The sequence below is a fragment of the Streptomyces sp. NPDC006393 genome (genome assembly GCF_040628575.1).
Taxonomy (GTDB): Bacteria; Actinomycetota; Actinomycetes; order Streptomycetales; family Streptomycetaceae; genus Streptomyces.
This window is the reverse complement of record NZ_JBEXZD010000042.1, coordinates 19120-40986: the sequence shown is the minus strand read 5'-3', so window position 1 is coordinate 40986 and position 21867 is coordinate 19120. Positions and strand designations below refer to the sequence as shown.

Sequence of the window (21867 nt, the reverse complement as noted above, 5' to 3'; positions counted from 1 at the left end):
ATGACTCACCCAGAACACTGAAGAACCGCAGTTGACATGTAAAGGGGCGTCTCATCATCCGGGATCACCGCAGTAATCAGCGTCGGCACCGCGGAACAGCGTCATCGGGCTCGGGCCGGGATCGGCTGAGTGAGGTTCACCGCGTTGCCGTCGGGGTCCTGGATGTGGGCGACGCGCTGTCCCCACGGCATGTCGTTGGGGCCGCTGCGGACCGAACCGCCCAGCGCCTCCACGCGGCCGAGCGTCTCGTCGACGTCGTCGACACCGATGCTGAGCAGGATCCGCGGCGCCGCCCCGGTCCCCGGGTCCGCCTTGGCCACCAGCCCGAGGTCGGTGTCGCCGATGCGCAGGCCGAGGTAGAAAGCCGGGCCTTCCGACGGCACCCGGAAGATCTCCTCAGCGCCGAACAATGCCGTATAGAAGCCGAGCAGAACGTCCTGGTCGGCAGTCAGGATCACTGGCTGGATGGTGGACATGGCACTCCTGTCGAGAACGGTCGTGTCGCTGATGGACCGTTCGAGGACGGCGAACTCATCGGCCGAACCGCCCCGCCAGACGATCTACAACGCAGACGGTCCGCCCACGACCAGCACGAGCACCCCGAAACGACGACACGTCTTCGCGAGGCCGCGGTAGCGGCACCGGCGTCCGCGGTGACCGTCCACGAACTCCTCGACGCTGCCCTCGGCCCCCGAGTGCAGCCCGTAGACGTAGAGCCGGCACAGTGCATTTCCATAAACCATGAATATAAAAATGCTATGCTTCTACTATGAGCCGTCAAGACACCACTCCTGGCGCGTCCGCCGCCATCGGGGCAGCCCTCTACGGCCTGGCCACCAGGGCCACGAGACGCCTGCCCCGGGACATGAGCCTGACGTCCGCCGCCACCCTGGCCACCCTGGACCGCACCGGCCCGCGGCGCATCACCGATCTGGCCGCGATCGAGGGCGTCACCCAGCCCGCGATGACCGCCCTGGTCCGGGTGATGGAGGAGTCCGGCCTGGTCGAGCGGCGGGGCGACGTGTCCGACAAGCGGGTCACACTGGTGTGCCTGACCGAGGCCGGCACCTCCTATGTCCGGACGCGACACCAGGCGGGCGTCCACGCGTTCGAGCGGTTGATCGGCGAACTCACCGGCGACGAGGTCGAAGCGCTGGTGGCGGCCCTGCCGGCGCTGAAGCATCTGGCAGAGCTCGAAAGCCAGGACCGCGAAAGGCCGAAGCAGTGACCGGGCAGCCGGTCGACGGGGTCGCGGTGAAGGCGTTCCCGGTGACGCGTTCCGAGGCACGGCTGCTGGTCCCCTCCCTGGTGTTCATCGCTCTGGTCGTGGCGGCGGTCGCCAGCCTCGGGACGCCGCTCATCACCAGCGTGGCGACCTCCTTCCACGTCTCGCTCGGCAGCGCGCAGTGGACGCTGACCGTCGCGCTGCTCAGCGGCGCCGTCGCCACGCCGGTCCTGGGCCGGCTCGGAGCCGGCCCGCACCGGCGGACCACGATCCTCGCCACGCTGGCGGTCGTCGTCGCCGGCAGCGCGCTCACCGTGCTGCCGCTGCCGTTCGCATGGCTGCTGGCCGGCAGGGCGGCCCAGGGCGTCGGGCTCGGGCTGACGGCGCTGATGATGGGCGTGGCCCGGGACCACCTCCCCGAGGAGCGCAGCGCGGCCGTGATCGCCCTGATCTCGGTGGTCTCGATCATCGGGGCCGGCGTCGGCTACCCGCTGGCCGCACTGCTCGCCGAGCTCGGCGGGGTACGGGCCGCCTACGGCCTCGGCCTGGTCGTCACTGTCGCCGCCCTCCTGACCGCGTGGCGCTCCATGCCCGAAGCCCCCGAAGGCCGCTCCGCCCACGTGGACGTGGCAGGCGCGGTCGTCCTGGCCGCTGCGCTGCTCCTGGTGCTGTTCCTCGCCGGCGAACGGAATCTGTGGAGCCGGCACCTCGCCGTGGCGGCGGGCCTCGCCGTCGTCGCGGTGGTGCTGCTCTGCGTCTGGGCCGTCATCGAGCTGCGCAGCACGACGCCCCTGGTCGATGTGCGGGCGGTGCGGCACCCGGCGGTCGCCGGGGCGAACCTCGCCATGTTCGTCGGCGGGATCGGCATGTACCTCCTGCTCACGCTCATCACCCGGTACGCGCAGACGCCGCACGGCGCCGGCTACGGCTTCGGGCTGACGACCTTCGTCGCCGGGCTGGTCCTCATCCCGTTCTCGGTGCTGGGGTTCGTCGCCGGCAAGCTCACGCCGCGGGTCCGGACGCGGATCGCCGACCCCCTGCTCCTGGCCGGCAGCGCCGTCGTGGTCGGCGGCGGGTTCGCCCTGTTCGCGGCGGCCCGGTCGGAGCTGGCCGAACTGTTCGCGGCGATGGGCGTGCTCGGCTTCGGCGTCGGCGGCTTCTCGGCCGCGATGCCCGGCGTCATCCTGGCCGTCACGCCCAAGAGCGAGACCTCGAGCGCCATGAGCTTCAACTACGTCGTCCGCAGCGTCGGGTACTCCCTGGGCAGCGCCATCGGCGGCCTGATCCTCGCCGCGGGCACCGGCCCCGGCCACCTCTTCCCCGACGACAGCGCCTACACCACCGCGGCGCTGGTCGGCATCGGCGCCATGGCGATCACGACGCTGACAAGCCTCGCTCTCGCCCGCCGACGCTCGTCCGAGACCAACCCGTAAGTCAGATGCACTCATCCCGACACTGGAGGTTCCATGCCCAAGGGCTACTGGGTCAGCGCCTACCGCACCATTTCAGACCCTGAGAAGCTGGCTGCCTACAACAAGCTGGCCGGTCCGGCCGTCAAGGCCGGGGGCGGTCGGACCCGCGTCCGTGGCGGTCGGGTCGTGGCCCGTGACGCCGGAATCGCCGAGCGCACCGTCCTGGTCGAGTTCGACAGCTTCGAGCAGGCCGTCGCGGCGTACGAGAGTGCCGCCTACCAGGAGGCGCTGCTCGCCCTCTCCGACGGCGTCGAGCGCGACTTCCGCATCGTCGAAGGCATCGACTGACCGAGGTCCGGTCGGTCTTCACTGAAGCTTGGGGCCGGGCCGGACAGCCCCTGAACCCAAACCTTCAAGTGAGCGTCTGATCCGCGTGTCAGATGTTTCATCGTGGTCTCCGGAGGCCAGACACGAGCACACCGACCTGAGTGATCCGCCGGAAGAACGGCTACGTCAGCTGCCGGTGTCGTCGTGGGTGAAGAAGTCCAGGAGGAGGCCGGCGAGCTCGTCCGGGCGCTCGTCGGTGAGCCAGTGGCCCGCACCCGGAAGGAGGACGCCGCGGACGTCGTCGGCGACGCGCGAGATCGACTCTTCGACGTGGGGGCCGATACCACGTTCGCCGCCGACGGCGAGTACGGGCATGGTCAGGGGCGTCTTGGCGGCCTCTCGATTGTCGTCCGTGTCGTCCCAGACGGCGGCGAAGTACTGCATGCCGGCACGCAGCGCGTTGGGGAGTTGCAGTGTGCGCACGTAGACCTCGAAGTCGTCCATGGAGACGGCATACGGGTTGTCGGCGAACCGGTGAAAGTACCATGCGAGCAACTCGCGTTCGCGACCGACGAAGAACCGTTCGCAGACCTCGGGTACCGTGAACGCCGCGATCTGCCATGAGTCGTCCCACCCTCGCCGTGGCTGCAACTCGTTCTCGTAGCCGAAGCCGGGCAGGGCGAACTCGAGGAAGCAAAGCTTTCGACGAGGGCCGGCCACATCGCGGCGTACTGGTAGGCGACGCCGCCTCCGTGGTCGTAGCCGCAAACGCGTATCGGGGTGTCGCCGAAAAGCTCATGGGTGAGCGCGCGCAGGTCCTTCGCGAGCTCCCGCTTGGAATAGCCGGCCGCGATCGGTTTGGCCGACGCGCCGGCGCCGCGCTGGTCGGGGGCGAGCACCGTGAACCGCTCGGCGAGGACGGGCATCACCCGGCGCCACTGATGGGAGTGCTGCGGCCAGCCGTGCAGCAGCACGAGCGGTGGCCCCTCACCAGCGACGAGGTAGTGCAGGCGCCGGCCGTTGACCACGAGGGTGTGGCTGTCGATCGGGACGGGCATGCGCGAGTACCTCCATCCGCTCGGCTCATCCGACGGCGACGTCGAGCATGATGCGGCCGAAGACCTCGGCATCGCGTGCGCGGCGCAACGCGTCCTCCAGCCGCTCGAACGGGAACCTGGCACCCACGATCGGCTCGACCCTGCCCAGCCGGACGAGCTCCATCGTCCGGGCGATCTCCGCGCGGGTGGCGTAGCGGGTTCCCGTGACCACCAGCTCCTCCAGGAGCAGACGCTCGGGATCGATGGGCAGTTCGGACCCCGGTACGTGGCCGAGTGCGACGAGGGTGCCGGCGCGGCCGAGCGCGCGATAGCCCTCGTCCAGGGTCGCGCTGGTCGCCACGGTGTCGACGACTCCGGCGACGGCCCCGTCCGCGACATCGCGCACCTGGCCGGCCCACGCCTGGCCATGGGGGACGAAGACGGCGTCGGCGATACCGCGCCGCTCGATCTCGTCGGCCTTCTGCTGCGACGTTTCCACCGCGATCGCGACACCGCCGAACGCGCGGATCATCTGCAGCATGTGGACACCGAGCCCGCCGCCCGCGCCGAGCACCGCGATACGTTGCCCGGCCCGCATCCGCAGACGCTCGGTCACCACGTGGTACGGAGTCGCGACCGCGTCACCGACGATGCCCGCGTCGCGGAGGCTGACGCCCCCGGGGATACGGACGAGGTTGGAGCCCGGCAGCACCACGTAGTCGGCGAACGCCCCGTCGACCGCGACCCCGATGAACCCGCCGAAGTTCTCGCACAGCGTCTCGCGCCCGGACGCGCACCACTCGCAGCGGTGGCACAGCAGGTAGAAGGACGTGGTGACATGTTCACCGAGGGACCAGCCGTGGACGCCACTCCCCAGCGACACGATCTCGCCGGCCAGCTCGTGGCCGTGGACGCGCGGGACCGAGCCGCCGAGTACACCGTTCCGCGCCAGTTCGTTGGTGATCCCGACACCCACGGCCAGGCACCTGACCAGCACTTCGCCGTGACCGGGCCGGGGAACCGGTCGATGCTCGAGCCGGAACTCACCGCCGAATTCGTCGAGCACCATGGCGCGCATCGTTGTGGGCAGGCCTTCATGCTCGTCGGCGCCGGTGACGGCGGGTACGCCGCTCACCGGCCGTCATCCCGACGCATACCGGCCCTGGCGAAGTGGGCGTAAGCACCACGTAGGCCGCCGACACCGGCGAAGGCGCGTATGGAGACATACTTGTCCGCCCCGGTCATCGCTTGATGATCTGCGAGCATGTTCACCTGGCCGGTGAACCCCGCACAGCAGTACCCGACCGGGGCGCCCATGTCCGGCGCCACCACGGTGTGCCCCTGAGCCAGGGACAGCATGATCTTGCGCCGCATGTACCGCGTAGGCCGAAAGCCGTGGATGAGCACCACGGGATCGCCATGCCGGCCCACGACGTAGCGCAAGTGAAAGCCGTCGATCTGTGCCTTGCGGTGCTTGAAGGCCGCCCTGAACTGCGGCGGCTCCGTCACCGGCACGCCACTGCCGGTCGTCATCACTCCGTCTTCCCGCTGTCCCGGAGGGTTGCTCTCACCCCAGTACCCACGATCCAGGCCGCATGCACCCGTCCGAGGGCAGCGCAGCCATCGCTTTCAGCCTCAGCGGAGGATCCACGTGGGGAGATGACGAGGAACCGTCAAGACCTGTGGACCGCGAGTTCGCGGCTTCAGCCGGGTGGCAGGGGTCCGTCAGGGCCGCTGCGCGGGCAGTGGCTCAAGCGCGGGCCAACGAGTGAGCATGGCGTTGCGCATGGCCGTGGTGAGCTGCCCCAGATTCTCGAGCTCGCGGCCGCTCATGGTCGTCCGGCTGATGATCCCGAGACGGTGGGCGAGTCGCTGCCGGGCCGTTGCGGTGCCCCACCGCCAGTCCTCTTCGGGGATCTTGGACAGGTGGTCGGCGGTCCCCCGGTGTGCCCGTTCAACCAGCGCATCTCCTCGAAGTAGCCAGCTCGCGCACGCGTCGGTGAGACCGCCCTGGAGATCGGCACCTGTCGCATGTCGCCAGGCCGTGCGGTAGGCGGTCTCCGCCGCGTCCAGCAGTGGCTGAGCCGGGGCTGTGACGCACCAGCAGGTCGGAAAGCCGATGCGAAGGTAGGCGAGTTCCACGAGCCCATGGCCGAGCGCGGCCTGTTCGAAGTCGATGAACCTGACCCCGCTGCTGGTGTGCATGTCGTTACCGGGGCAGGGATCGCCGTGCAGCAGGGCATGCCCAGATGCGTGGGCAAGTCGGTTCACGAGGTCGTCCAGCTCGGTCCGCACCGCGGATGACACCGTGCAGCCGAACGTCTGAGCGAGCCAGAGGAAGGATGCGATGTCGTCTCCGGTGGGACCGGACCATGCTGGGAGAAGGCCGATGTCGTCAGCAGTAGTGGCCGCGTGGAGTCGGGCCAGCGCCTCGGCATAGCCGACCACCCAGTCGTCAGCGGGCGCTTGATGGTCCAAGTACTCCAGCACCAGTACCCGTTCGGCGGGGTCAGCGCCAAGGAGCCCTGGCACGACCGGCGGATCGACTCGGCACGCGAGCCGCAACGCAGCCACCTCGCGGGCGTATCTCTCTGCGGCCTCCGGACCCTCGACGAGCTGCTTGACCACCACCGGTGTGCCGGACAGCTCAGCCCGCCACACCCGTGATCGGGGACTGCTGCCCAGCCTGTGCACCCGGCGAGGCCAACCGAGTTCGGCCCGCAGCCTCTCTCCGAACGGCAGCTGTGGCCACATGGCCTCATACTCCCATGTGCACCAAGGCTTCCAAGACGACGAGGTGCGGCGCGTTCACGACCCGCCGATGGGGTTCGTGGTCCGCAGGTGGATCCAGTGCTCGGCCGGAAGGTCGAAGTACGCCGGCGGTTGCTCCTAGGCGCAAGGAAAAGACCAGAGGACCCCGGCCGGTCGGGCCGGGGTCCTGTGGTGTTGCGGCGCCGGGTTCAGTGGCTGCCCGCGAGTTCGCCGGTGAGCTTGCCATGAAGGTCGGCGCTGGGGTTGTTCAGGCCGGTGATCTCGACGGTCTTGCCGCGCTGGGCGTACTTGGTCTCGATCGCGTCCAGGGCCGCGACGGAGGAGGCGTCCCAGATGTGGGCGGCCGAGAGGTCGATGACGACCTTCTTCGGGTCCCCCGCGTAGTCGAACTGGCCGACGAGGTCGTTGGAGGAGGCGAAGAACAGCTCCCCCGTGACGGAGTAGACGACCGTGCTGCCGTCGGGGTCGGTGACCGCGGTGACGTTCGCGAGGTGGGCGACGCGCTTGGCGAAGACGACCATGGCGGTGATGGTGCCGACGACGACGCCGATGGCGAGGTTGGAGGTGGCGACCACGACGATCACGGTGATGACCATGACGGCGATCTCACCGACGGGCATCCGCTTCAGTGTCCTGGGGGCGATGGAGTGCCAGTCGAAGGTGCCGAAGGAGACCATGACCATGACGGCGACCAGGGCAGCCATGGGGATGTCGGAGACGACCGGCCCGAAGACGATGCACAGCACCATCAGGAACGCGCCGGCGAGGAATGTGGACAGGCGGGTACGGGCGCCGGACACCTTCACGTTGATCATGGTCTGGCCGATCATGGCGCAGCCGCCCATGCCGCCGAAGAAGCCGGTGACGATGTTGGCGATGCCCTGACCGATGGACTCGCGGGTCTTGGAGGAGTGGGTGTCAGTGATGTCGTCGACCAGCTTCGCGGTCATCAGCGACTCCATCAGACCGACCAGCGCCATGGCGAGTGCGTAGGGGGCGATGGTGGTGAGCGTGTCCAGGGTGAAGGGCACGTCCGGCAGACCGGGCACCGGCAGCGTGGAGGGCAGCTTGCCCTTGTCGCCGACGGTGGGCACGGCGATCCCGGCGGCCACGGTGATCACGGTGAGGATGACGATGGACACCAGAGGCGCCGGGATCACCCTGGTGACCTTCGGGAAGAACACCATCAGCGCGAGCCCGCCGATGATCAGCGGATAGACCGGCCAGGGCACGTCGTGCATCTCCGGCACCTGCGCCATGAAGATCATGATGGCGAGGGCGTTGACGAAGCCGGTCATCACCGAGCGGGGCACGAACCGCATGAGCTTGGCCACGCCGATCGCGCCGAGGATCACCTGGAAGACACCGGCAAGGATGACGGTCGCGACCAGGTAGCCCAGGCCGTGTTCACGGTTCATGGGCGCGGTGACGAGCGCGACCGCGCCGGTTGCGGCGGAGATCATCGCGCGGCGTCCGCCGACGACGGAGATGGTGACGGCCATGGTGAAGGAGGCGAACAGGCCGATGGCCGGGTCGACCCCGGCGATGATCGAGAAGGAGATCGCCTCGGGGATCAGGGCCAGGGCGACGACCAGACCGGCGAGGACCTCGGTGCGCCAGACCTTCGGGTTGTTCAGCCAGTCGGGGCGCAGGCCGCGCAGCCGCGCGGCGGGAGTCACAGCAGCAGAAGACAAGGAGATGCGTACCTGTCGTGCTCGGGCACACCCCATCGGCAGGCCGGGGCGTGCGGGAAGGACGCGCAGGGGCCGGGCCGGCACCCACGGACGGCCGCAGAGCGGACCGGAAGTCGAAAGGGACACGAGGCCGGGAGGGCACGCACTGGCGGCCGGGTGCCTCACATCCAGAGGCGAAGGGTCACGGCGGGCAGGCGGCGGCGATCGGCGTCATGGGCTCGCGCACGCTCTCTCCTGCAAGAATCGGATCTTCGCCGGGGGCGCCATCGGCCCCGGAACGGCAGTAGCGGGGCAATCGGGCCGCCCTCACGGTCAACAACCCTACCCTAACGTTAGAGTAGAGGTTGATGAGGTCGTCACGGGACGCGGCCGCCACGACGGGAAGGCCAGGAAGACGGGCGTGGACGACAAGCACATGCAGATCGGCGAGGTCGCCACGCGGACCGAGCTGTCCCTGCGCACCATCCGCCACTACGAGGAGACCGGCCTGGTCATCCCCTCGGCCCGGTCCCAGGGCGGCTTCCGCCTCTACACCGAGACCGACGTCGCCCGCCTCATGGTCATCCGCCGGATGAAGCCGCTCGGCTTCACCCTGGAACAGATGCGCGACCTGTTGGACGCCACGGACCGTCTGGACGACGACGACACTCTCAGCGACGCCGATCGCGAGAGCCTCCTGGAGCGCATCCGCACGTACCGGCAAGCCGCCGCTGAGCAGGTGGAGAAGCTGCGGGTCCAACTGGCCCGCGCCGAGGACTTCGCCGCCACCCTGGGCGCCCGCCTGGAGCAGAATGCTCCGGCCGCCCGCACCTAGGGCCTGTCCGGCGGATCATGGCGCAGACGCGGGGGCTGACACGCCCACCTGCGGCGTTGTCGTCGGTTGCCGACGCTCCGCGTCGCCGGCCCCGCGGCGCCTGACACCGCACCCTGATCCGGCCTGATGACGAGACACCCCCTGGCACCGTTCTTCGGTGTGCCAGGGCGCGTTCGGCCGGGTGGGACGTGCGTCCGCCCTCAGCCGCAGGGCGTAGATCGACCGGGTCGCGCTGTCATGCCACCAGCAGCCCGATCCCGACCGCCTCGGCGGCAACCCGGCGGCCGAGCGGCGCGGTCACGCCGCGGTCCCGGCAGGCCGGGCGGTGGTCAGGAACGCGGCGAGCTGGTACAGGACGCCGGGGAGCGCCCAGTAGTACACCCAGGTCCCGCGGCGCTCGCAGTCGATGAGCCCGGCCTGTCGCAGCAGCTTGAGGTGATGCGAGATCGTCGGCTGGGACAGGTCGAAGGCCGGGGTCAGCTCGCATACGCACACCTCCCCGCCCTCTCCGCGCGATGCGATCATCGACATCAGCCGCAGCCGCACGGGGTCGCCCAGGGCCTTGAAGACCTTCGCCAGGTCGGCGGCCTGGTCCTCGCCCAGCGGCGCGGCGGACAGCCCCGGGCAGCAGGCGGCGTCCTGGCCGATCACCTCAAGCTCTTGTTTCGGCATACCTCTATGTTGACGTTTTTCGAATCAAGGCGCAAGGTTGCATCAATGAACGTCAATACAAGCCGTTGCGGGCACCCCCACGCCCCGTCACCCCAGGAGTGCGTCATGAGCGAGCAGTCCACCGACCTGCGCGAAACAGTCCGCCGGCGGTACACCGCCGCAGCCGCGAAGGTCGCCGAGGGCGGCACCGCCTGCTGCGGGCCCGAGCCTGTCGAGGTCGACGAGAACTTCGGCTCCACCCTCTACGCCGCCGACGACCGCGACACCCTGCCCGCCGAAGCGGTGGCCGCTTCCCTCGGCTGCGGCAACCCCACCGCCGTCGCCGAACTCCGCGAAGGCGAACGCGTCCTGGACCTCGGCTCCGGCGGCGGCATCGACGTCCTGCTCTCCGCCCGCCGCGTCGGCCCCACCGGCAGGGCGTACGGCCTCGACATGACCGACGAGATGCTCCAACTCGCCCTGGCCAACGCGGCGAAGGCGGGTGCCGCGAACGTGGAGTTCCTCAAAGGCACGATCGAAGCGGTCCCGCTGCCCGCGAACACGATCGACGTCGTGATCTCCAACTGCGTGATCAACCTGTCCACGGACAAGCCCGCCGTGTTCGCCGAGACCTTCCGCGTCCTCAAGCCCGGCGGCCGGATCGGCGTCTCCGACGTCGTCGCCGACGACACCCTCACGCCCGACCAGAGGGCCGAGCGTGGCGACCACGTCGGCTGCATCGCCGGCGCTCTCTCCTTCGCCGAGTACCGCGCCGGACTCGAAGCCGCCGGGTTCACGGACGTCGAGATCACCCCTGCTCACCCGGTCGCCGACGGCATGCACTCCGCGATCGTCCGCGCCACGAAGCCGGTGACCGCCGAAAGCGCGACGCCGACTGCCGAGTCGAGGGATGCCTGCTGCGGCGTCGACTCCTGCTGTACACCCGCCGAGACCTCCGTCGACCCCGCCGTCACCGTGTCCGAGGCCAAGGCCGCGTCGGGATGCGGTTGCCAGAACTGAGACAAGTGCGGGGTCGGGATCCCTCAGGCCGGGGAACGCCGGCCCCGCTTCTGTCGTGGACAACGGACAGGCCCAAACCTTGTCCATGGCTTCGGCTCGAACGCGAGCCGCCGGGCAGCGCGATGGGAACAGCCGGTCCGGTGCCACTGTTGCATCGACCGAGGGACCGGCGCCGGTCGGGCGGGGAGTACGGAGACCACGAGGTCGTCCGCCTCGACAGGATCCGGACCCCCGGGATCGCGGTACGCCCGCCGCGCACTCGAACCAAGACGTTTTGCAGCAGGAGGACTACTTCATGGCTGACCGGCCCTTGACGCTCATGGCAGTGCACGCTCACCCCGACGACGAGGCCACCGGTACCGGAGGGATCCTCGCGCGGTACGCGGCGGAAGGCATCCGCACGGTTCTCGTGACCTGTACCGACGGCGGTTGCGGCGACGGACCAGGGGGTGTCAAGCCGGGCGATCCCGGGCACGATCCGGCGGCCGTCGCCTTGATGCGCCGTCAAGAACTCAAGGCGAGCTGTGACGTCCTGAAGGTCAGCGATCTGGAGATGCTGGACTACGCCGACTCCGGGATGACGGGCTGGCCGAGCAACGACGCCCCCGAATCCTTCTGGCAGACCCCCGTAGAGGAGGGCGCCGCCCGACTCGCGGAACTCATGCGGCAGTACCGACCCGATGTGGTCGTCACTTACGACGCGAATGGTTTCTACGGCCACCCCGACCACATCCAGGCCCACCGCATCACGATGGCGGCGCTGGAGATGACCGCGCTGACGCCGAAGGTGTACTGGACGACGATGCCCCGCTCGATGATGCGGCGGTTCGGTGAGATCATGCGCGAGTTTCATGAGGACATGCCGGAGCCGGATCCCGCCGAGGCCGCCGCGATGGCCGAGATCGGCCTTCCCGACGACGAGATCACCACGTGGGTGGACACCACCGCATTCAGCGGACAGAAGTTCGACGCGCTGGCCGCGCACGCCAGTCAGGGCGAGAACATCTTCTTCCTCAAGATGGGCAAGCAGCGGTTCGGCGAGTTGATGGGCATGGAGACCTTCGTACGTGTTCAGGACGCCACCGGCGCCGCCGTACCCGAGAACGATCTCTTCGCCGGACTGCGCTGACCCGCCCGCCCGGCGTCGAAGACGATCAGGAGGTCTCGGTCACCGACGTTCCAGCGGCCCGTGTCGATGAGGTCCTCGACCACCCGGCGGACCTGGACAGCGGTGACCTCGGCGACGTCGGCGGCCGGCCCCAGCCGCAGCGCGTCCAGGATCTCGTACGAGCGATCATGTTCGGGTCATACTCCGAGGCCGGCAGGATCCGCCGTTCAGCCGAGCTGGTAGTCGAACCAGATGCGATGCGTGCCGTCAGCATCGACGGCCATCCCTCCGGCACCGGAGATCCCGGCCAGCTCGCCGGTGCCGCTCGAAGGCACGATGGTGAAGAACTCCGCTGTGCGGTCGCTGCCGGACGTTGTCGCCGAGTGCACGAAGTTGAAAGCCCCCTCCCGTCCCTGCAGCGAGCCTTCGAACGACTCCATGGCCACATAGGTGCCGACTCCGGTCGGCTGGTCGAACGCGGCGGTGAACAGCGTCGCCGAGCGCCCCACGACCTCGCCCTCGAAGTTCTTCTCCATCGTCGCGACACCCACCGGCAGCCCAGTGGACACGGCAGGCTCGGGCTTCAGCTCAGTCGGGACGAACGCTTTGACGGTGAAAGTTGCCGTAGCTCTCATGCACCGACCGTACCGGGGCGGTCTGACAAACGCGGCTGGACCATGGACAACCCCGGCGTCAGGCGGCATCGGAAACCTTGGAGTCCTCGACCACTTCCCGCAGCGATCGCATGATCTGGTGAATCACCTGCGAAATTGGCTAGGTTGCCACCATCCCACCCGACGTCCACATGGGAGCGGCAGCCATGAGCCAGCAGCAGAAGACCTTCCGTGCCATCGAGGTCGGCGACGGCAGCGACGGACGATGGGCCGCCCATACGCAGGCACTCTGGCCGCTCGCGGAGGGGTGGATGACGGAAGAGAGCCGGACCCCGGAGGGCGCCCAGCGTGCTCGGAAGCTGTTCGAGACACACATGCCGGAACTGGTCCCCGTGCTCGACCGGCTCGCTCGTCAGCTCGACCGGCCCGACGGGGAGACCTTCCTCACCCTCGCGGCCTTGCGACCGTTCTTCTCGGGCTGCACCCAGATCGGCGGCAACGGCACCCTGCTGCGCAACTACGACTTCGACCCCGCCGACTGCGAGGGCACGATCGTCTCCTCCCACTTCCTTCGCCCGGTGATCGGCATGCAGGATGCGGCCTGGGGCTTGCTGGACGGTATGAATGATGCCGGGCTCGCGGTCTCGCTCACCTTCGGCGGGCGCTTCCTCCATGGCCCCGGCTTCGCCATCCTCATCGTGCTGCGCTACCTGTTGGAGACGTGTGACACCGTTGACGAGGCAGTCGGCAAGCTGAAGTCCATACCGATCGCCATCCCGCAGAACGTCACCCTCATCGACTCCGAGAAGGCGGTGACGGTGTTCGTGGGTCCGGACATCCCTCTGACCACGGCACCGGACGCGTGCGCTGCCAACCACCAGCACCTGCCGGTGCCTGACGAACAGGAGCAGTTCTCCCGGACCCAGGAGCGCCTGAGGGCCATTCGTGCTGCGGGTACGGACGTTGCGGCGATGCTGAAGCCGCCGCTGTATCAGTTCGGGTACGACGAGGGCTTGGGAACCGTTTACACCGCCCATTACCAGCCCTCCGAGGGCCGGGTGACCTATTACTGGCCTGGTGAGTCCTGGGAACAGTCCTTCGACGACTTCACTCCCGGATCCCGCGCCGTGACCATCGGCGAAGCCGGCTGAGAGCGGTCGTCGTCACGGGACGAGGAAGCGGGGCCGCGGTTGTGCCGTGGGTGTGGTGGGCCGTTGATGCCGAGGGGCCCGCACCCGGGTCGAGCCCCCGAGTGGCTCGCCGCGGCGCTTCTGCGGGACCAGGGGCCGTGTGGTCCCGCGCAGTGGACAACGCCCGGGAGCGGTCACCTATCAGGCTGTCCAGGCAGCGGGGAACTTCAGTCACTGCCAGGTGTGACGGTTTGTTCGGCCCAGATGGTCTTGCCGGTGGGGGTATGGCGGGTGCCCCAGCGGTCGGCGAGTTGGGCGACGAGGAGGAGGCCGCGTCCGCCTTCGTCGTAGAAGCGGGCGCGGCGCATGTGCGGGGTGGTACTGCTGGTGTCGGAGACTTCGCAGATCAGGGTGGAGTTGTGGTGGATCATGCGGAACTGGACGGGGGGTTTGCCGTAGCGGATGGCGTTGGTGACGAGTTCGCTGACGATGAGTTCGGTGATGAAGGCGGCGTCGGTCAGCCCCCACGTGGTGAGCTGGGCGGTGGCATTTTGGCGGACGTGGGCGACGACAGCGGGGTGGGGTTGCAGGTCCCAGGCGGCGACGCGGTCGGCGCTGAGGGCGCGGGTGCGGGCGATGAGCAGGACGATGTCGTCGTCGGGACGGTGGGTGAGGGTGGCGGTGAGGACGTGGTCGCAGACGGTGTCGAGGGTGTGGGCGGGGCGGACGAGGCCGGCGAACATCTTGTCGAAGGCTTCGTCGATGTCGTGGTCTCGAGGTTCGAGGAGGCCGTCGGTGTAGAGGGCGAGCAGGCTGCCTTCGGGTAGTTCGGTCTCGGTGGCCTCGAACGGCAGGCCGCCCAGGCCGAGCGGGGGGCCGGCGGGGACGTCGAGGAGGTAGGCGGCGTCGGGAGTGACGACGGCGGGCGGGGGGTGGCCGGCCCGGGCGAGGGTGCAGCGGCGGGTGACGGGGTCGTAGACGGCGTAGAGGCACGTGACGCCGATGCCGCCGGCGCCTTCGGGAGCGCCTTCGGGGGTGGCTTCGTCGGCGGAGAGGCGGATGACGAGGTCGTCGAGGTGGGTGAGCAGTTCGTCGGGCGGCAGGTCGACGTCGGCCAGGGTGCATACCGCGGTGCGCAGCCGGCCCATGGTGGCCGAGGCGCGGATGCCGTGGCCGACGACGTCGCCGACGACGAGGGCGACGCGTGCGCCTGACAGCGGGATCACGTCGAACCAGTCGCCGCTGACGCCGGCCAGGGGGTCGGCGGGCAGGTAGCGGGAGGCGATCTCGAGGGCGGCCTGCTCAGGGAGGGCCCGCGGGAGCAGGCTGCGTTGCAGGGTCATGGCAGTGGTGCGTTCGCGGGTGTGGCGCCGGGCGTTGTGGATGCTCAGGGCGGCCCGGGCGGTGAGCTCCTCGGCCAGATGCAGGTCCTGGGGGGTGAAGGGGGCGGGGTTGTGGTGGCGGCTGAAGAGGGCGGCGCCCAGGGTGGTGCCTCGGGCGCGCAGCGGCACCACCATGAGCGAGTGTGTGCCCCACTCGCGGATCCGGGCCGCACCTGGGTCCTCGCCGGCCCACCGGTCAAGCGTGGGGCCGGTCATCTCGTAGAGCGCCCCGCGGCCCTTTGCCAGACATGCGGCCACCGGGGACAGCGCCGGGTAGGTGCTGGACTCGCCGACGGCGACCGGGGACTCGGGGCTTCCTTCCAGGACCGAGCGCACGGCGGCGCGGCGCATGGTGATCGGCCCGGCGAAGGCGGTGGCGCCCGCCTCCTCACCGCGCGCAGGGAGCAGGTCGACGGCGGCGAAGTCCGCGAGGCGGGGAACGGCGACGTCGGTGAGTTCCTGGGCTGTACGGGCGATGTCCAAGGTGGTGCCGATACGGGTGCCGGCCTCGTTCAGCAGCATCCGCTCCCTCTCCGCGTGCTCCTCGTGCCCCTGGTACGCGGTCAGGCACACGCCCCGCAGCCGGCCCGCTCCGTCGCGCAGCGCGGTAAGCGACACCGGCCGGCCACGTTCTGGGCCGTCAGCGCATGCGGCATGGGCGGCGGGGAGGAAGGCCTCGGTCCACTGCGACCGGCCGTCCTGAAGCACCCGGCGCATCCGCTCCTGGAGCTCCTCGCCCACGGGGTGCGGCGCGATGTCCACCAGGCGCAGCCCGCGCATCTCGGCCTCGGTGAGCGAGAGGGCGCGCTCCATGCCGGTGCTCGCCGCGATGAGCCGCAGATCCGTGCCGAAGACGGCCAGGATGCACGGGGACTGGGCGAACGCCCACTCCTTCAGCTCCCTCAGCCCGCCGGGTTCCTCCTCCGGCCCCTGCTCGCCAGGTGCGTCCGGTGTGCCGTGCGGGCGGTTTTCGGGGTGCGGGGGCGGGCTGGTCACGGCGCAGAGAAGGAGCCACTCGGTGGCCGCACCGCCGGTGGGGGTGCGGCGGTGAGCGAGCAGGTGCTGTTCGAGGCGGCGGCCGTCCTGGTGGCGCAGCACCACGGTGCCGTTCCACCGGTCCTTGCCGGCCGCCTGGTGACCGGCCGCCCGGCGGGCGGTCTCGCCGGTGTCGTCGGCGAGCAGGCGGGTGGCAGGGCGGCCGATGATCTGTGAGGGCTCGTAGCCGAGCAGGCGCCGGGCGCCCTCGCCCCACCCCGTCACGATGCCGTGTTCGTCGACGGTGGCCGTGGCCGTGACGGTGGCGGTGCGGGGCAACTCGAGCGGGGCGTCCGCCTCGCCCGGCCGTTCACCAGGAGGAGTGGGAAGGTGCTGCATCGGCGCTCATCTCGCCTCGCTCGTTCCTCGACCGCTGTTCCCGGGTGAACCCCACGGCCAGGCCCCTACCTACAAGCATGATCCTGCGGCGCGGGAAGTACCAGCACGGTGCTCAGTAGCCGGCCCGGCAGGCCGCGACGGCCACGGCGATGCGTGCCCTGCCCACTCCGGGCGGCCGAGCAGGGCGGCGTCCGCCTTGGCCTCGACGAACGAGTCCTCGGACAGCACCAGGTCGGGGAAGTGCGGTGGGCGTGACTTGCCGTTCCTCGACCGATATGCAATACGTGGAGAGAGACTCTTCAGCGCTCGCCGAGGAACCCCTGCCGGCCGTCCCGGAAGAGGAGCGCCATGTCAGGAGCGCAAGAGGCCGCCGGACGCGTGATCATCGGACGTTACCGGCTTCTGCGTCGGCTCGGTACCGGCGGCATGGGACGTGTGTGGCTGGCGTACGACCAGGAACTGGCGTGCGAGGTCGCGCTCAAGGAGATCGTTCTGCCGCCGGACGTTCCCGAATGCGAGGTGCGTTGCCGGATCGCGAGGGCCCGCGGCGAGGCCCGGCACGCCGCCCGGCTGCGCAACCATCCGCATGTCGTCACCGTGCACGACATCGTGGAGGAGGGCGACCTGCCATGGATCGTCATGGAATTCGTGCCCGATGCCATGGATCTGGAGGCAGTGGTGCGCGAGCAGGGGCCGCTGCCGCCCGGCGACGTCGCCCGGATCGGGCTGGCGGTCCTCGACGCCCTGCTTGAGGGACACCGGCTCGGCGTCCTGCACCGGGACGTCAAACCGGCCAACATCCTGCTGACCCGTCCGGGGTCCCGCCCCGCCTGCCCGACGGAGGGTGGCGGCCAGGTGATGCTCACCGACTACGGCATCGCGCTGGAGCCGAGCTCCGGGGAGGACCGCCTGACCGCCACCCTGGAGGTCCTCGGGACGCCGCGCTTCATGGCCCCGGAGCGGGCCAACAGTCAGCCGCCCACCCCTGCCGCCGACCTGTTCTCGCTCGGGGCCACCCTGTACTACGCCCTCGAGGGGGCCGGTCCCTTCGACCGGGACACCGCCCTCGCCACGCTGAGCGCCCTGCTGTTCGAGTCCCCGAGCCTGCCGCGCCAGGCGACGGAGCTGACGCCGGTCCTCATCGGGCTGCTGGCAAAGGACCCCGCGGACAGGATGGACGGTGCGGAGGCCGCCCGGCGGCTCGCCTCCATCGCCGACCAGCCCCATCCGTTCCCTGTCCAGCAACCGGCTCCCTCACCGGAGGTGCCGCCGCCCGAGCCGCCCCCCGCCTCGAAGCCGCCGCGTCCCCAGGAATCGGCCCCACCGACCGAGATCCTGTCGCCGGCCGAGCCGGAGGAGCCGACCGGCCCGCCCCTCGAACCGCTGCCGCGCAAAGGGCACGAGGAGCCGAGCGGCCCGCCCCTGGAACCACTGCCGCACAAGGGGGACGAGGCCCGGCTGCTCCCCCGCCCGCCGCGGCGTGGAAACCGACGGACCAGGCTCATCGCGGGGGTGGCGCTGGTGGCGCTTGCCGCGGCGGGCGGCGGCGTCTACCTGGCACAGTCCCGTTCCTCGGGTCCGACCGAACCGTCCGTGTCCTCGATCCAGGTCGGCAAATCCCCTGGCGGGGTGGCGGTGTCCCCGGACGGACGCCGGGCCTACGCGACCAACTACTTCGGCCCGGCCTCGGTGTCGGTGATCGACACCGAAACCAACCGCACCGTCGGCAACCCCATCCAAGTCGGCGACAAGCCGTACGGGGTGGCGGTGTCCCCGGACGGAAGCCTGGCCTACACGGCCGACTCCGGCTCGGATTCGGTGTCCGTGATCGACACCGAAACCAACCGCACTGTCGGCAACCCCATCCGTGTCGGCAAGAGTCCAGTCGGGGTGGCGGTGTCCCCGGACGGACGCTGGGTCTACGTGGCCAATGCCGGCTCGGATTCGGTGTCGGTGATCGACACCGCCACCAACCGTACCGTCGGCAAACCCATCCATGTCGGCACGAAGCCGTACGGGGTGGCGGTCTCCCAGGACGGAAGCCTGGCCTATACGCCCAACTCCGGCTCGGATTCGGTGTCGGTGATCGACACCGAAACCAACCGCACCGTCGGCAGCCCCATCCACGTCGGCAAGAAGCCCGTCGGGGTGGCGGTGTCCCCGGACGGAAGCCTGGCCTACACGGCCGACTCCGGCTCGGATTCGGTGTCCGTGATCGACACCGAAACCAACCGCACCGTCGGCAGCCCCATCCGTGTCGGCAAGAAGCCCGTCGGGGTGGCGGTCTCCCAGGACGGACGCCGGGCCTACACGGCCAATGCCAGCCCTGATTCGGTGTCGGTGATCGACACCGCCACCAACCGCACCGTGGGCAAACCCATCCACGTCGGCGGGTATCCGGTGTGGGTGGCCGTTTCCCCGGACGGACGCCGGGCCTATGCGGCCAATGCCGGCTCGGCCTCGGTGTCGGTGATCAAGTTCTAGCCTCCCCTTTTCACTTGAGGTCACCGTCCCCACACCACTGCACTCCCCCACCAGCTTCAGGCCGTTGACCAGGGAAAACATAGTGGTTGACAGTGGTCCGGCTGCAGACCAAGCTGTAGCACTAAACCGACAAACAAGAAGAAATCGGCCACAAGTCAAGGGAGATCATCATGACGACAAGCACCCGGAAGCGCATCCGACACCTTGTCGGTGCGTTCTGCGTTGCCGCGCTGCTCGCCGGAACGGTGGGCGTGACGAGCGCCGTGGCAGCACCTCCGCCGACGAAGGCCACGACGGAATCGCCGAGCGAGGGCTGCACGGGCCCCCAGAACCCGCCGGGCTGTGTGTGAGGCAAGGTCGGGGCAGGTGTCGCCCACTGTGTGGTGTCCGACTTGAAAGCCGTTGCGCGGCGTGTTGTCGGCGTACAACCTCATCTGCCGCCCCCACGTACGAGCCGACCTCGATCTTGCATGACGGTCCGCCGACGGAGTCGGTGGACCGTTTCGCTTTCTGCGCACGAAGCGACCGGGACGGACCGGTCCGCACAGAGACGCGACGAGGGCATCGGGCCCGGGCCGGGTCAGACCTCCCGGCGCGGGCCCTCGATACCGGACGGGCCTGCCTCCGCGAGCCGACGGGGGCCGGTCCGCCCGGCCGTTCATCCGTAGCGGCGCAGTTCGTGGAAGAAGTCCTCCACGACGTGCAGATGCCCAGCACGGGCCACCTCGTCGTACACACGTTTGCCGACGGCGAGGTCGAGCACTCCTAGGCCGAAGGGCGAGAAGACCACGGGCCGGTCCTCCGGGAGCGCCACCCGGCCGGTCATGACGTCGTCCAGCGTTCCGGTGAGAAAGTCCCTGTTTCCGGTGAGCTGTTCGGTCAGGTGTGGTGACGTGTCGGCCTTGAGGCAGTGGTCGACGTCGTCGACGATGTTCGCCGATGCGAGCACGATGTCGGGGGCGAGGTCGCGCAGCGACACATGCAGCACCAAGGGGTTGTGGTCGAACCATGCCGGGTCGGTGACGTGTGGCCGGCCGGCGACGGTGGCGAAGACCACCAGGTCGCTGGAGCGGATCAGCTGCTCCGGGCTGTCGTGCGTGGTGATCCGTGGGGCCGGATCGGTGTGTTCCAGGTAGCTGTGGAAGCCGGCAGCGTGGTCGGGGGACACGTCGTGTACGCCGATCTGGTCGAAGTTCCAGCCGGTTGCGGCCAGAAAGGCGTGGATGTAGCGGGCGATCAGGCCGGTTCCGAAGAAGCCGACGCGGGTGGGGCGTCGGCGGTGGCGGCTGAGCCAGTCGGCCGCCGACGCGGCCATCGCGGCCGTTCGGCTCGCGCTGATGATGGAACTCTCCAGGCAGGCGATCGGATAGCCGGTGTCGTGGTCGTTGAGGATGAGCACGGCCGAGGCCCGCGGGATGCCGGAGGGCACGTTGTCGGGGAAGCTGGAGATCCACTTCAGGCCGTCCACCCGTACCTGCCCGCCGATCGACGCGGGCAGCGCGATGATCCGCGCCGTCGGCCGGTCGGGGAAGCGCAGGAAGTACGACGGCGGATTGACCGAGTCCCCGGCCGCGTGCAACCGGTAGGTCGCCTCGACGAGATCGACGATCTGCCGTTCTCGGCCCTGCAGCGTGTGCTGGACCTGGGCGCCGGAGATCACGGCGAACAGTGGCACCGCGACCTGCGGGGGCGTCGTGCTCGGCTGGGGCATCGCGGACTGGGGCATGGTGCGGACTCCTTGTCGCAGGAAGAGGACGTGGTCATCGGGCGTTTGCCTCGAAGGTCGGCGGGCAGGGGGCCGGGGGCAGCGGTTCGGCCATGGCGACGACGACGTCACGCGGTGGTTCGAAGGGCTCCCTGTTGTGTGCCATGCGGACGTTGTCGACGAGCATCAGGTCGCCGTCCTGCCACGGCTCGCGGACGGTGTGCCTCTCGTACACCGTGTTGATCAGCTGGACGACGTCCCCGCCGATCGGATCCCCCTTGCCGAAGCGCGTGGTGAAAGGCAGCCGGTCGGGGCCGTGGACGTCGATGAGGTACTCCCGCACCTCGGGGGCCATCGTCCACTCGTTGAGGAACGCGATCTGGTTGAACCAGCAGCGTCGGCCGGAGACCGGATGGCGCACCACGGCGCGGCGGCGCTGGCGGGTGTGCAAGCCTCCGTCGGGCAGCCAGCGGAACTCGATCCTGTAGGCGCGGCAGTAGTCCTCGACAGCAGTCCTGTCGTCGGTGCCGAACGATTCCGCCCAGGAGGCCCCGATCTCGTCGTGGTACGTGCGAGTGAGCAGCCAGCCCTCCTCTTCGAACCGCTGGACCAGCTCGGGCGGCAGCGCGTCGAGGACGGCGGTGGCGTCGGCGAGAGCGGTGGCTCCGCCGGTGCGGGGCGCGGTGAGGCAGGCCAGCAGCAGGAGGCCGGGGGGCGCGTGGGTGTAGCTGAGTTCGTGGTGCATGCACATGGGCTGGTTGGCCGGCCAGGTGGTGGAGGAGTAGACGCCCGGCGCGCGGGTGCGGCGGGGCGCGAAGGCCTCCCTCTCGGTCATCGGGCCGGGAGCCAGGTGGTGGAGGACGGCCCCGGCCTGGCCGGCCTCCCGCAGAGCGAGGCCGCGGATGAGAAGCGCGCCGTGTTCGGTGACGAGGCTGCGGACGGCGTGGCGGTGCTCGGCCGCCCAGCCCGGCGCGTCCCCGTGGGCGTGGGCGTCCGTGTGCAGGACGGGGAGGTCGCCGGGGTGCACGTCGAGTTCCGGCCGCCCGGGCCTGGGCGCAGCGGCGGGTGTGGGGACGGTGGAGGCGGGGAGTGACATCCTTCTCTTCCTTTCCGTGGTG

The 21867-nt window shown here is 69.7% G+C and carries 20 protein-coding genes and 1 pseudogene; 8 read left to right on the top strand and 13 right to left on the bottom strand.

Translation table 11 applies throughout. From position 1 onward, the window contains the following. Window positions 1-101: 101 nt before the first annotated feature. Together ABZ484_RS19310 and ABZ484_RS19305 are read right to left on the bottom strand one after the other, a co-directional pair. Window positions 102-476 carry a VOC family protein gene (locus ABZ484_RS19310; RefSeq protein ID WP_358867094.1) on the bottom strand — a complete coding sequence of 125 codons (375 nt, stop codon included), beginning with the start codon at window positions 474-476 and terminating at the stop codon, window positions 102-104. 84 nt (window positions 477-560) lie between these two features. Next, complete coding sequence (locus ABZ484_RS19305; RefSeq protein ID WP_358867093.1) at window positions 561-743, bottom strand: hypothetical protein; 183 nt, start codon at window positions 741-743, stop codon at window positions 561-563. Between the two features lie 122 nt (window positions 744-865). Between ABZ484_RS19305 and ABZ484_RS19300 the strand changes: the two genes are divergently transcribed. From ABZ484_RS19300 to ABZ484_RS19290, 3 genes are read left to right on the top strand one after another with little or no spacing between them, the layout of a single operon-like run. Next, window positions 866-1228, top strand: a complete 363-nt coding sequence (locus tag ABZ484_RS19300) for a MarR family transcriptional regulator (RefSeq protein ID WP_358867114.1) — start codon at window positions 866-868, stop codon at window positions 1226-1228. Next, window positions 1225-2658: an MFS transporter gene (locus tag ABZ484_RS19295; protein WP_358867092.1), complete on the top strand. Its 1434-nt coding sequence runs from the start codon at window positions 1225-1227 to the stop codon at window positions 2656-2658. Before ABZ484_RS19300 ends, ABZ484_RS19295 begins: the two co-directional genes overlap by 4 nt. A 33-nt stretch (window positions 2659-2691) precedes the next feature. After that, window positions 2692-2985, top strand: a complete 294-nt coding sequence (locus tag ABZ484_RS19290) for a DUF1330 domain-containing protein (RefSeq protein WP_358867091.1) — start codon at window positions 2692-2694, stop codon at window positions 2983-2985. Between the two features lie 165 nt (window positions 2986-3150). Here ABZ484_RS19290 and ABZ484_RS19285 read toward each other — a convergent pair whose 3' ends face one another. The 6 genes and pseudogenes from ABZ484_RS19285 to ABZ484_RS19260 form a co-directional block, all read right to left on the bottom strand. Continuing rightward, a complete protein-coding gene (locus ABZ484_RS19285; protein ID WP_358867118.1) occupies window positions 3151-3684 on the bottom strand; it encodes an alpha/beta hydrolase in 534 nt (177 codons plus the stop codon). 11 nt (window positions 3685-3695) lie between these two features. Further along, window positions 3696-3890 (bottom strand): annotated as a pseudogene (locus ABZ484_RS19280) (alpha/beta fold hydrolase); the annotation flags it as partial. 157 nt (window positions 3891-4047) lie between these two features. Further along, on the bottom strand, window positions 4048-5136 hold the full coding sequence (locus tag ABZ484_RS19275; protein ID WP_358867090.1) for an alcohol dehydrogenase catalytic domain-containing protein: 1089 nt from the start codon (window positions 5134-5136) through the stop codon (window positions 4048-4050). Further along, window positions 5133-5534 (bottom strand): hypothetical protein, encoded by a 402-nt coding sequence (locus tag ABZ484_RS19270; protein ID WP_358867089.1) that lies wholly within the window; start codon window positions 5532-5534, stop codon window positions 5133-5135. Before ABZ484_RS19270 ends, ABZ484_RS19275 begins: the two co-directional genes overlap by 4 nt. A gap of 192 nt (window positions 5535-5726) precedes the next feature. Then, the gene (locus ABZ484_RS19265) at window positions 5727-6755 is read right to left on the bottom strand and encodes an aminoglycoside phosphotransferase family protein (RefSeq protein ID WP_358867088.1); all 1029 of its coding nucleotides are present in this window, start codon (window positions 6753-6755) and stop codon (window positions 5727-5729) included. 206 nt (window positions 6756-6961) lie between these two features. Next, on the bottom strand, window positions 6962-8467 hold the full coding sequence (locus ABZ484_RS19260; protein ID WP_358867087.1) for a SulP family inorganic anion transporter: 1506 nt from the start codon (window positions 8465-8467) through the stop codon (window positions 6962-6964). 400 nt (window positions 8468-8867) lie between these two features. Here ABZ484_RS19260 and ABZ484_RS19255 point away from each other — a divergent pair, with 400 nt between their 5' ends. Beyond that, window positions 8868-9281, top strand: a complete 414-nt coding sequence (locus ABZ484_RS19255) for a MerR family transcriptional regulator (protein ID WP_358867086.1) — start codon at window positions 8868-8870, stop codon at window positions 9279-9281. Between the two features lie 297 nt (window positions 9282-9578). On the opposite strand, the gene ABZ484_RS19250 is transcribed toward ABZ484_RS19255, so the two are convergent. Then, the gene (locus tag ABZ484_RS19250; RefSeq protein WP_358867085.1) at window positions 9579-9953 is read right to left on the bottom strand and encodes a metalloregulator ArsR/SmtB family transcription factor; all 375 of its coding nucleotides are present in this window, start codon (window positions 9951-9953) and stop codon (window positions 9579-9581) included. Between the two features lie 105 nt (window positions 9954-10058). On the opposite strand from ABZ484_RS19250, the gene arsM reads away from it, so the two are divergent. Both arsM and ABZ484_RS19240 read left to right on the top strand, forming a co-directional pair. Beyond that, window positions 10059-10952, top strand: coding sequence for an arsenite methyltransferase (gene arsM / locus ABZ484_RS19245; RefSeq protein ID WP_358867084.1), 894 nt, complete (start codon window positions 10059-10061; stop codon window positions 10950-10952). Window positions 10953-11247: 295 nt separating this feature from the next. Further along, on the top strand, window positions 11248-12081 hold the full coding sequence (locus ABZ484_RS19240) for a PIG-L family deacetylase (RefSeq protein WP_358867083.1): 834 nt from the start codon (window positions 11248-11250) through the stop codon (window positions 12079-12081). A 206-nt stretch (window positions 12082-12287) separates the two neighbouring features. Here the strand turns inward: ABZ484_RS19240 and ABZ484_RS19235 are convergent, their stop codons facing one another. Continuing rightward, entirely contained in the window at window positions 12288-12695 is a 408-nt protein-coding gene (locus ABZ484_RS19235; protein ID WP_358867082.1) for a DUF3224 domain-containing protein, read from the bottom strand. Window positions 12696-12880: 185 nt separating this feature from the next. On the opposite strand from ABZ484_RS19235, the gene ABZ484_RS19230 reads away from it, so the two are divergent. Beyond that, window positions 12881-13825, top strand: a complete 945-nt coding sequence (locus ABZ484_RS19230) for a C45 family peptidase (RefSeq protein ID WP_358867081.1) — start codon at window positions 12881-12883, stop codon at window positions 13823-13825. Window positions 13826-14031: 206 nt separating this feature from the next. On the opposite strand, the gene ABZ484_RS19225 is transcribed toward ABZ484_RS19230, so the two are convergent. After that, window positions 14032-16560, bottom strand: a complete 2529-nt coding sequence (locus tag ABZ484_RS19225) for a SpoIIE family protein phosphatase (protein WP_358867080.1) — start codon at window positions 16558-16560, stop codon at window positions 14032-14034. Between the two features lie 348 nt (window positions 16561-16908). Here ABZ484_RS19225 and ABZ484_RS19220 point away from each other — a divergent pair, with 348 nt between their 5' ends. Further along, window positions 16909-19044, top strand: coding sequence for a serine/threonine-protein kinase (locus tag ABZ484_RS19220; RefSeq protein ID WP_358867079.1), 2136 nt, complete (start codon window positions 16909-16911; stop codon window positions 19042-19044). Between the two features lie 658 nt (window positions 19045-19702). Here the strand turns inward: ABZ484_RS19220 and sbnB are convergent. Further along, window positions 19703-20755, bottom strand: a complete 1053-nt coding sequence (gene sbnB / locus ABZ484_RS19215; protein ID WP_358867113.1) for a 2,3-diaminopropionate biosynthesis protein SbnB — start codon at window positions 20753-20755, stop codon at window positions 19703-19705. A gap of 49 nt (window positions 20756-20804) precedes the next feature. After that, window positions 20805-21845 (bottom strand): TauD/TfdA family dioxygenase, encoded by a 1041-nt coding sequence (locus ABZ484_RS19210; protein ID WP_358867078.1) that lies wholly within the window; start codon window positions 21843-21845, stop codon window positions 20805-20807. Window positions 21846-21867 lie beyond the last annotated feature (22 nt).

Coding starts and splice junctions, on each gene's coding strand:
- arsM (WP_358867084.1), top strand. CDS start 10,059: ATGAGCGAGCAGTCCACCGACCTGCGCGAAACAGTCCGCCGGCGGTAC.
- ABZ484_RS19210 (WP_358867078.1), bottom strand. CDS start 21,845: ATGTCACTCCCCGCCTCCACCGTCCCCACACCCGCCGCTGCGCCCAGG.
- ABZ484_RS19240 (WP_358867083.1), top strand. CDS start 11,248: ATGGCTGACCGGCCCTTGACGCTCATGGCAGTGCACGCTCACCCCGAC.
- ABZ484_RS19250 (WP_358867085.1), bottom strand. CDS start 9,953: ATGCCGAAACAAGAGCTTGAGGTGATCGGCCAGGACGCCGCCTGCTGC.
- ABZ484_RS19305 (WP_358867093.1), bottom strand. CDS start 743: ATGGTTTATGGAAATGCACTGTGCCGGCTCTACGTCTACGGGCTGCAC.
- ABZ484_RS19290 (WP_358867091.1), top strand. CDS start 2,692: ATGCCCAAGGGCTACTGGGTCAGCGCCTACCGCACCATTTCAGACCCT.
- ABZ484_RS19265 (WP_358867088.1), bottom strand. CDS start 6,755: ATGTGGCCACAGCTGCCGTTCGGAGAGAGGCTGCGGGCCGAACTCGGT.
- ABZ484_RS19235 (WP_358867082.1), bottom strand. CDS start 12,695: ATGAGAGCTACGGCAACTTTCACCGTCAAAGCGTTCGTCCCGACTGAG.
- ABZ484_RS19270 (WP_358867089.1), bottom strand. CDS start 5,534: ATGACGACCGGCAGTGGCGTGCCGGTGACGGAGCCGCCGCAGTTCAGG.
- ABZ484_RS19300 (WP_358867114.1), top strand. CDS start 866: ATGAGCCTGACGTCCGCCGCCACCCTGGCCACCCTGGACCGCACCGGC.
- ABZ484_RS19230 (WP_358867081.1), top strand. CDS start 12,881: ATGAGCCAGCAGCAGAAGACCTTCCGTGCCATCGAGGTCGGCGACGGC.
- ABZ484_RS19225 (WP_358867080.1), bottom strand. CDS start 16,560: ATGCAGCACCTTCCCACTCCTCCTGGTGAACGGCCGGGCGAGGCGGAC.
- ABZ484_RS19310 (WP_358867094.1), bottom strand. CDS start 476: ATGTCCACCATCCAGCCAGTGATCCTGACTGCCGACCAGGACGTTCTG.
- ABZ484_RS19220 (WP_358867079.1), top strand. CDS start 16,909: ATGTCAGGAGCGCAAGAGGCCGCCGGACGCGTGATCATCGGACGTTAC.
- sbnB (WP_358867113.1), bottom strand. CDS start 20,755: ATGCCCCAGCCGAGCACGACGCCCCCGCAGGTCGCGGTGCCACTGTTC.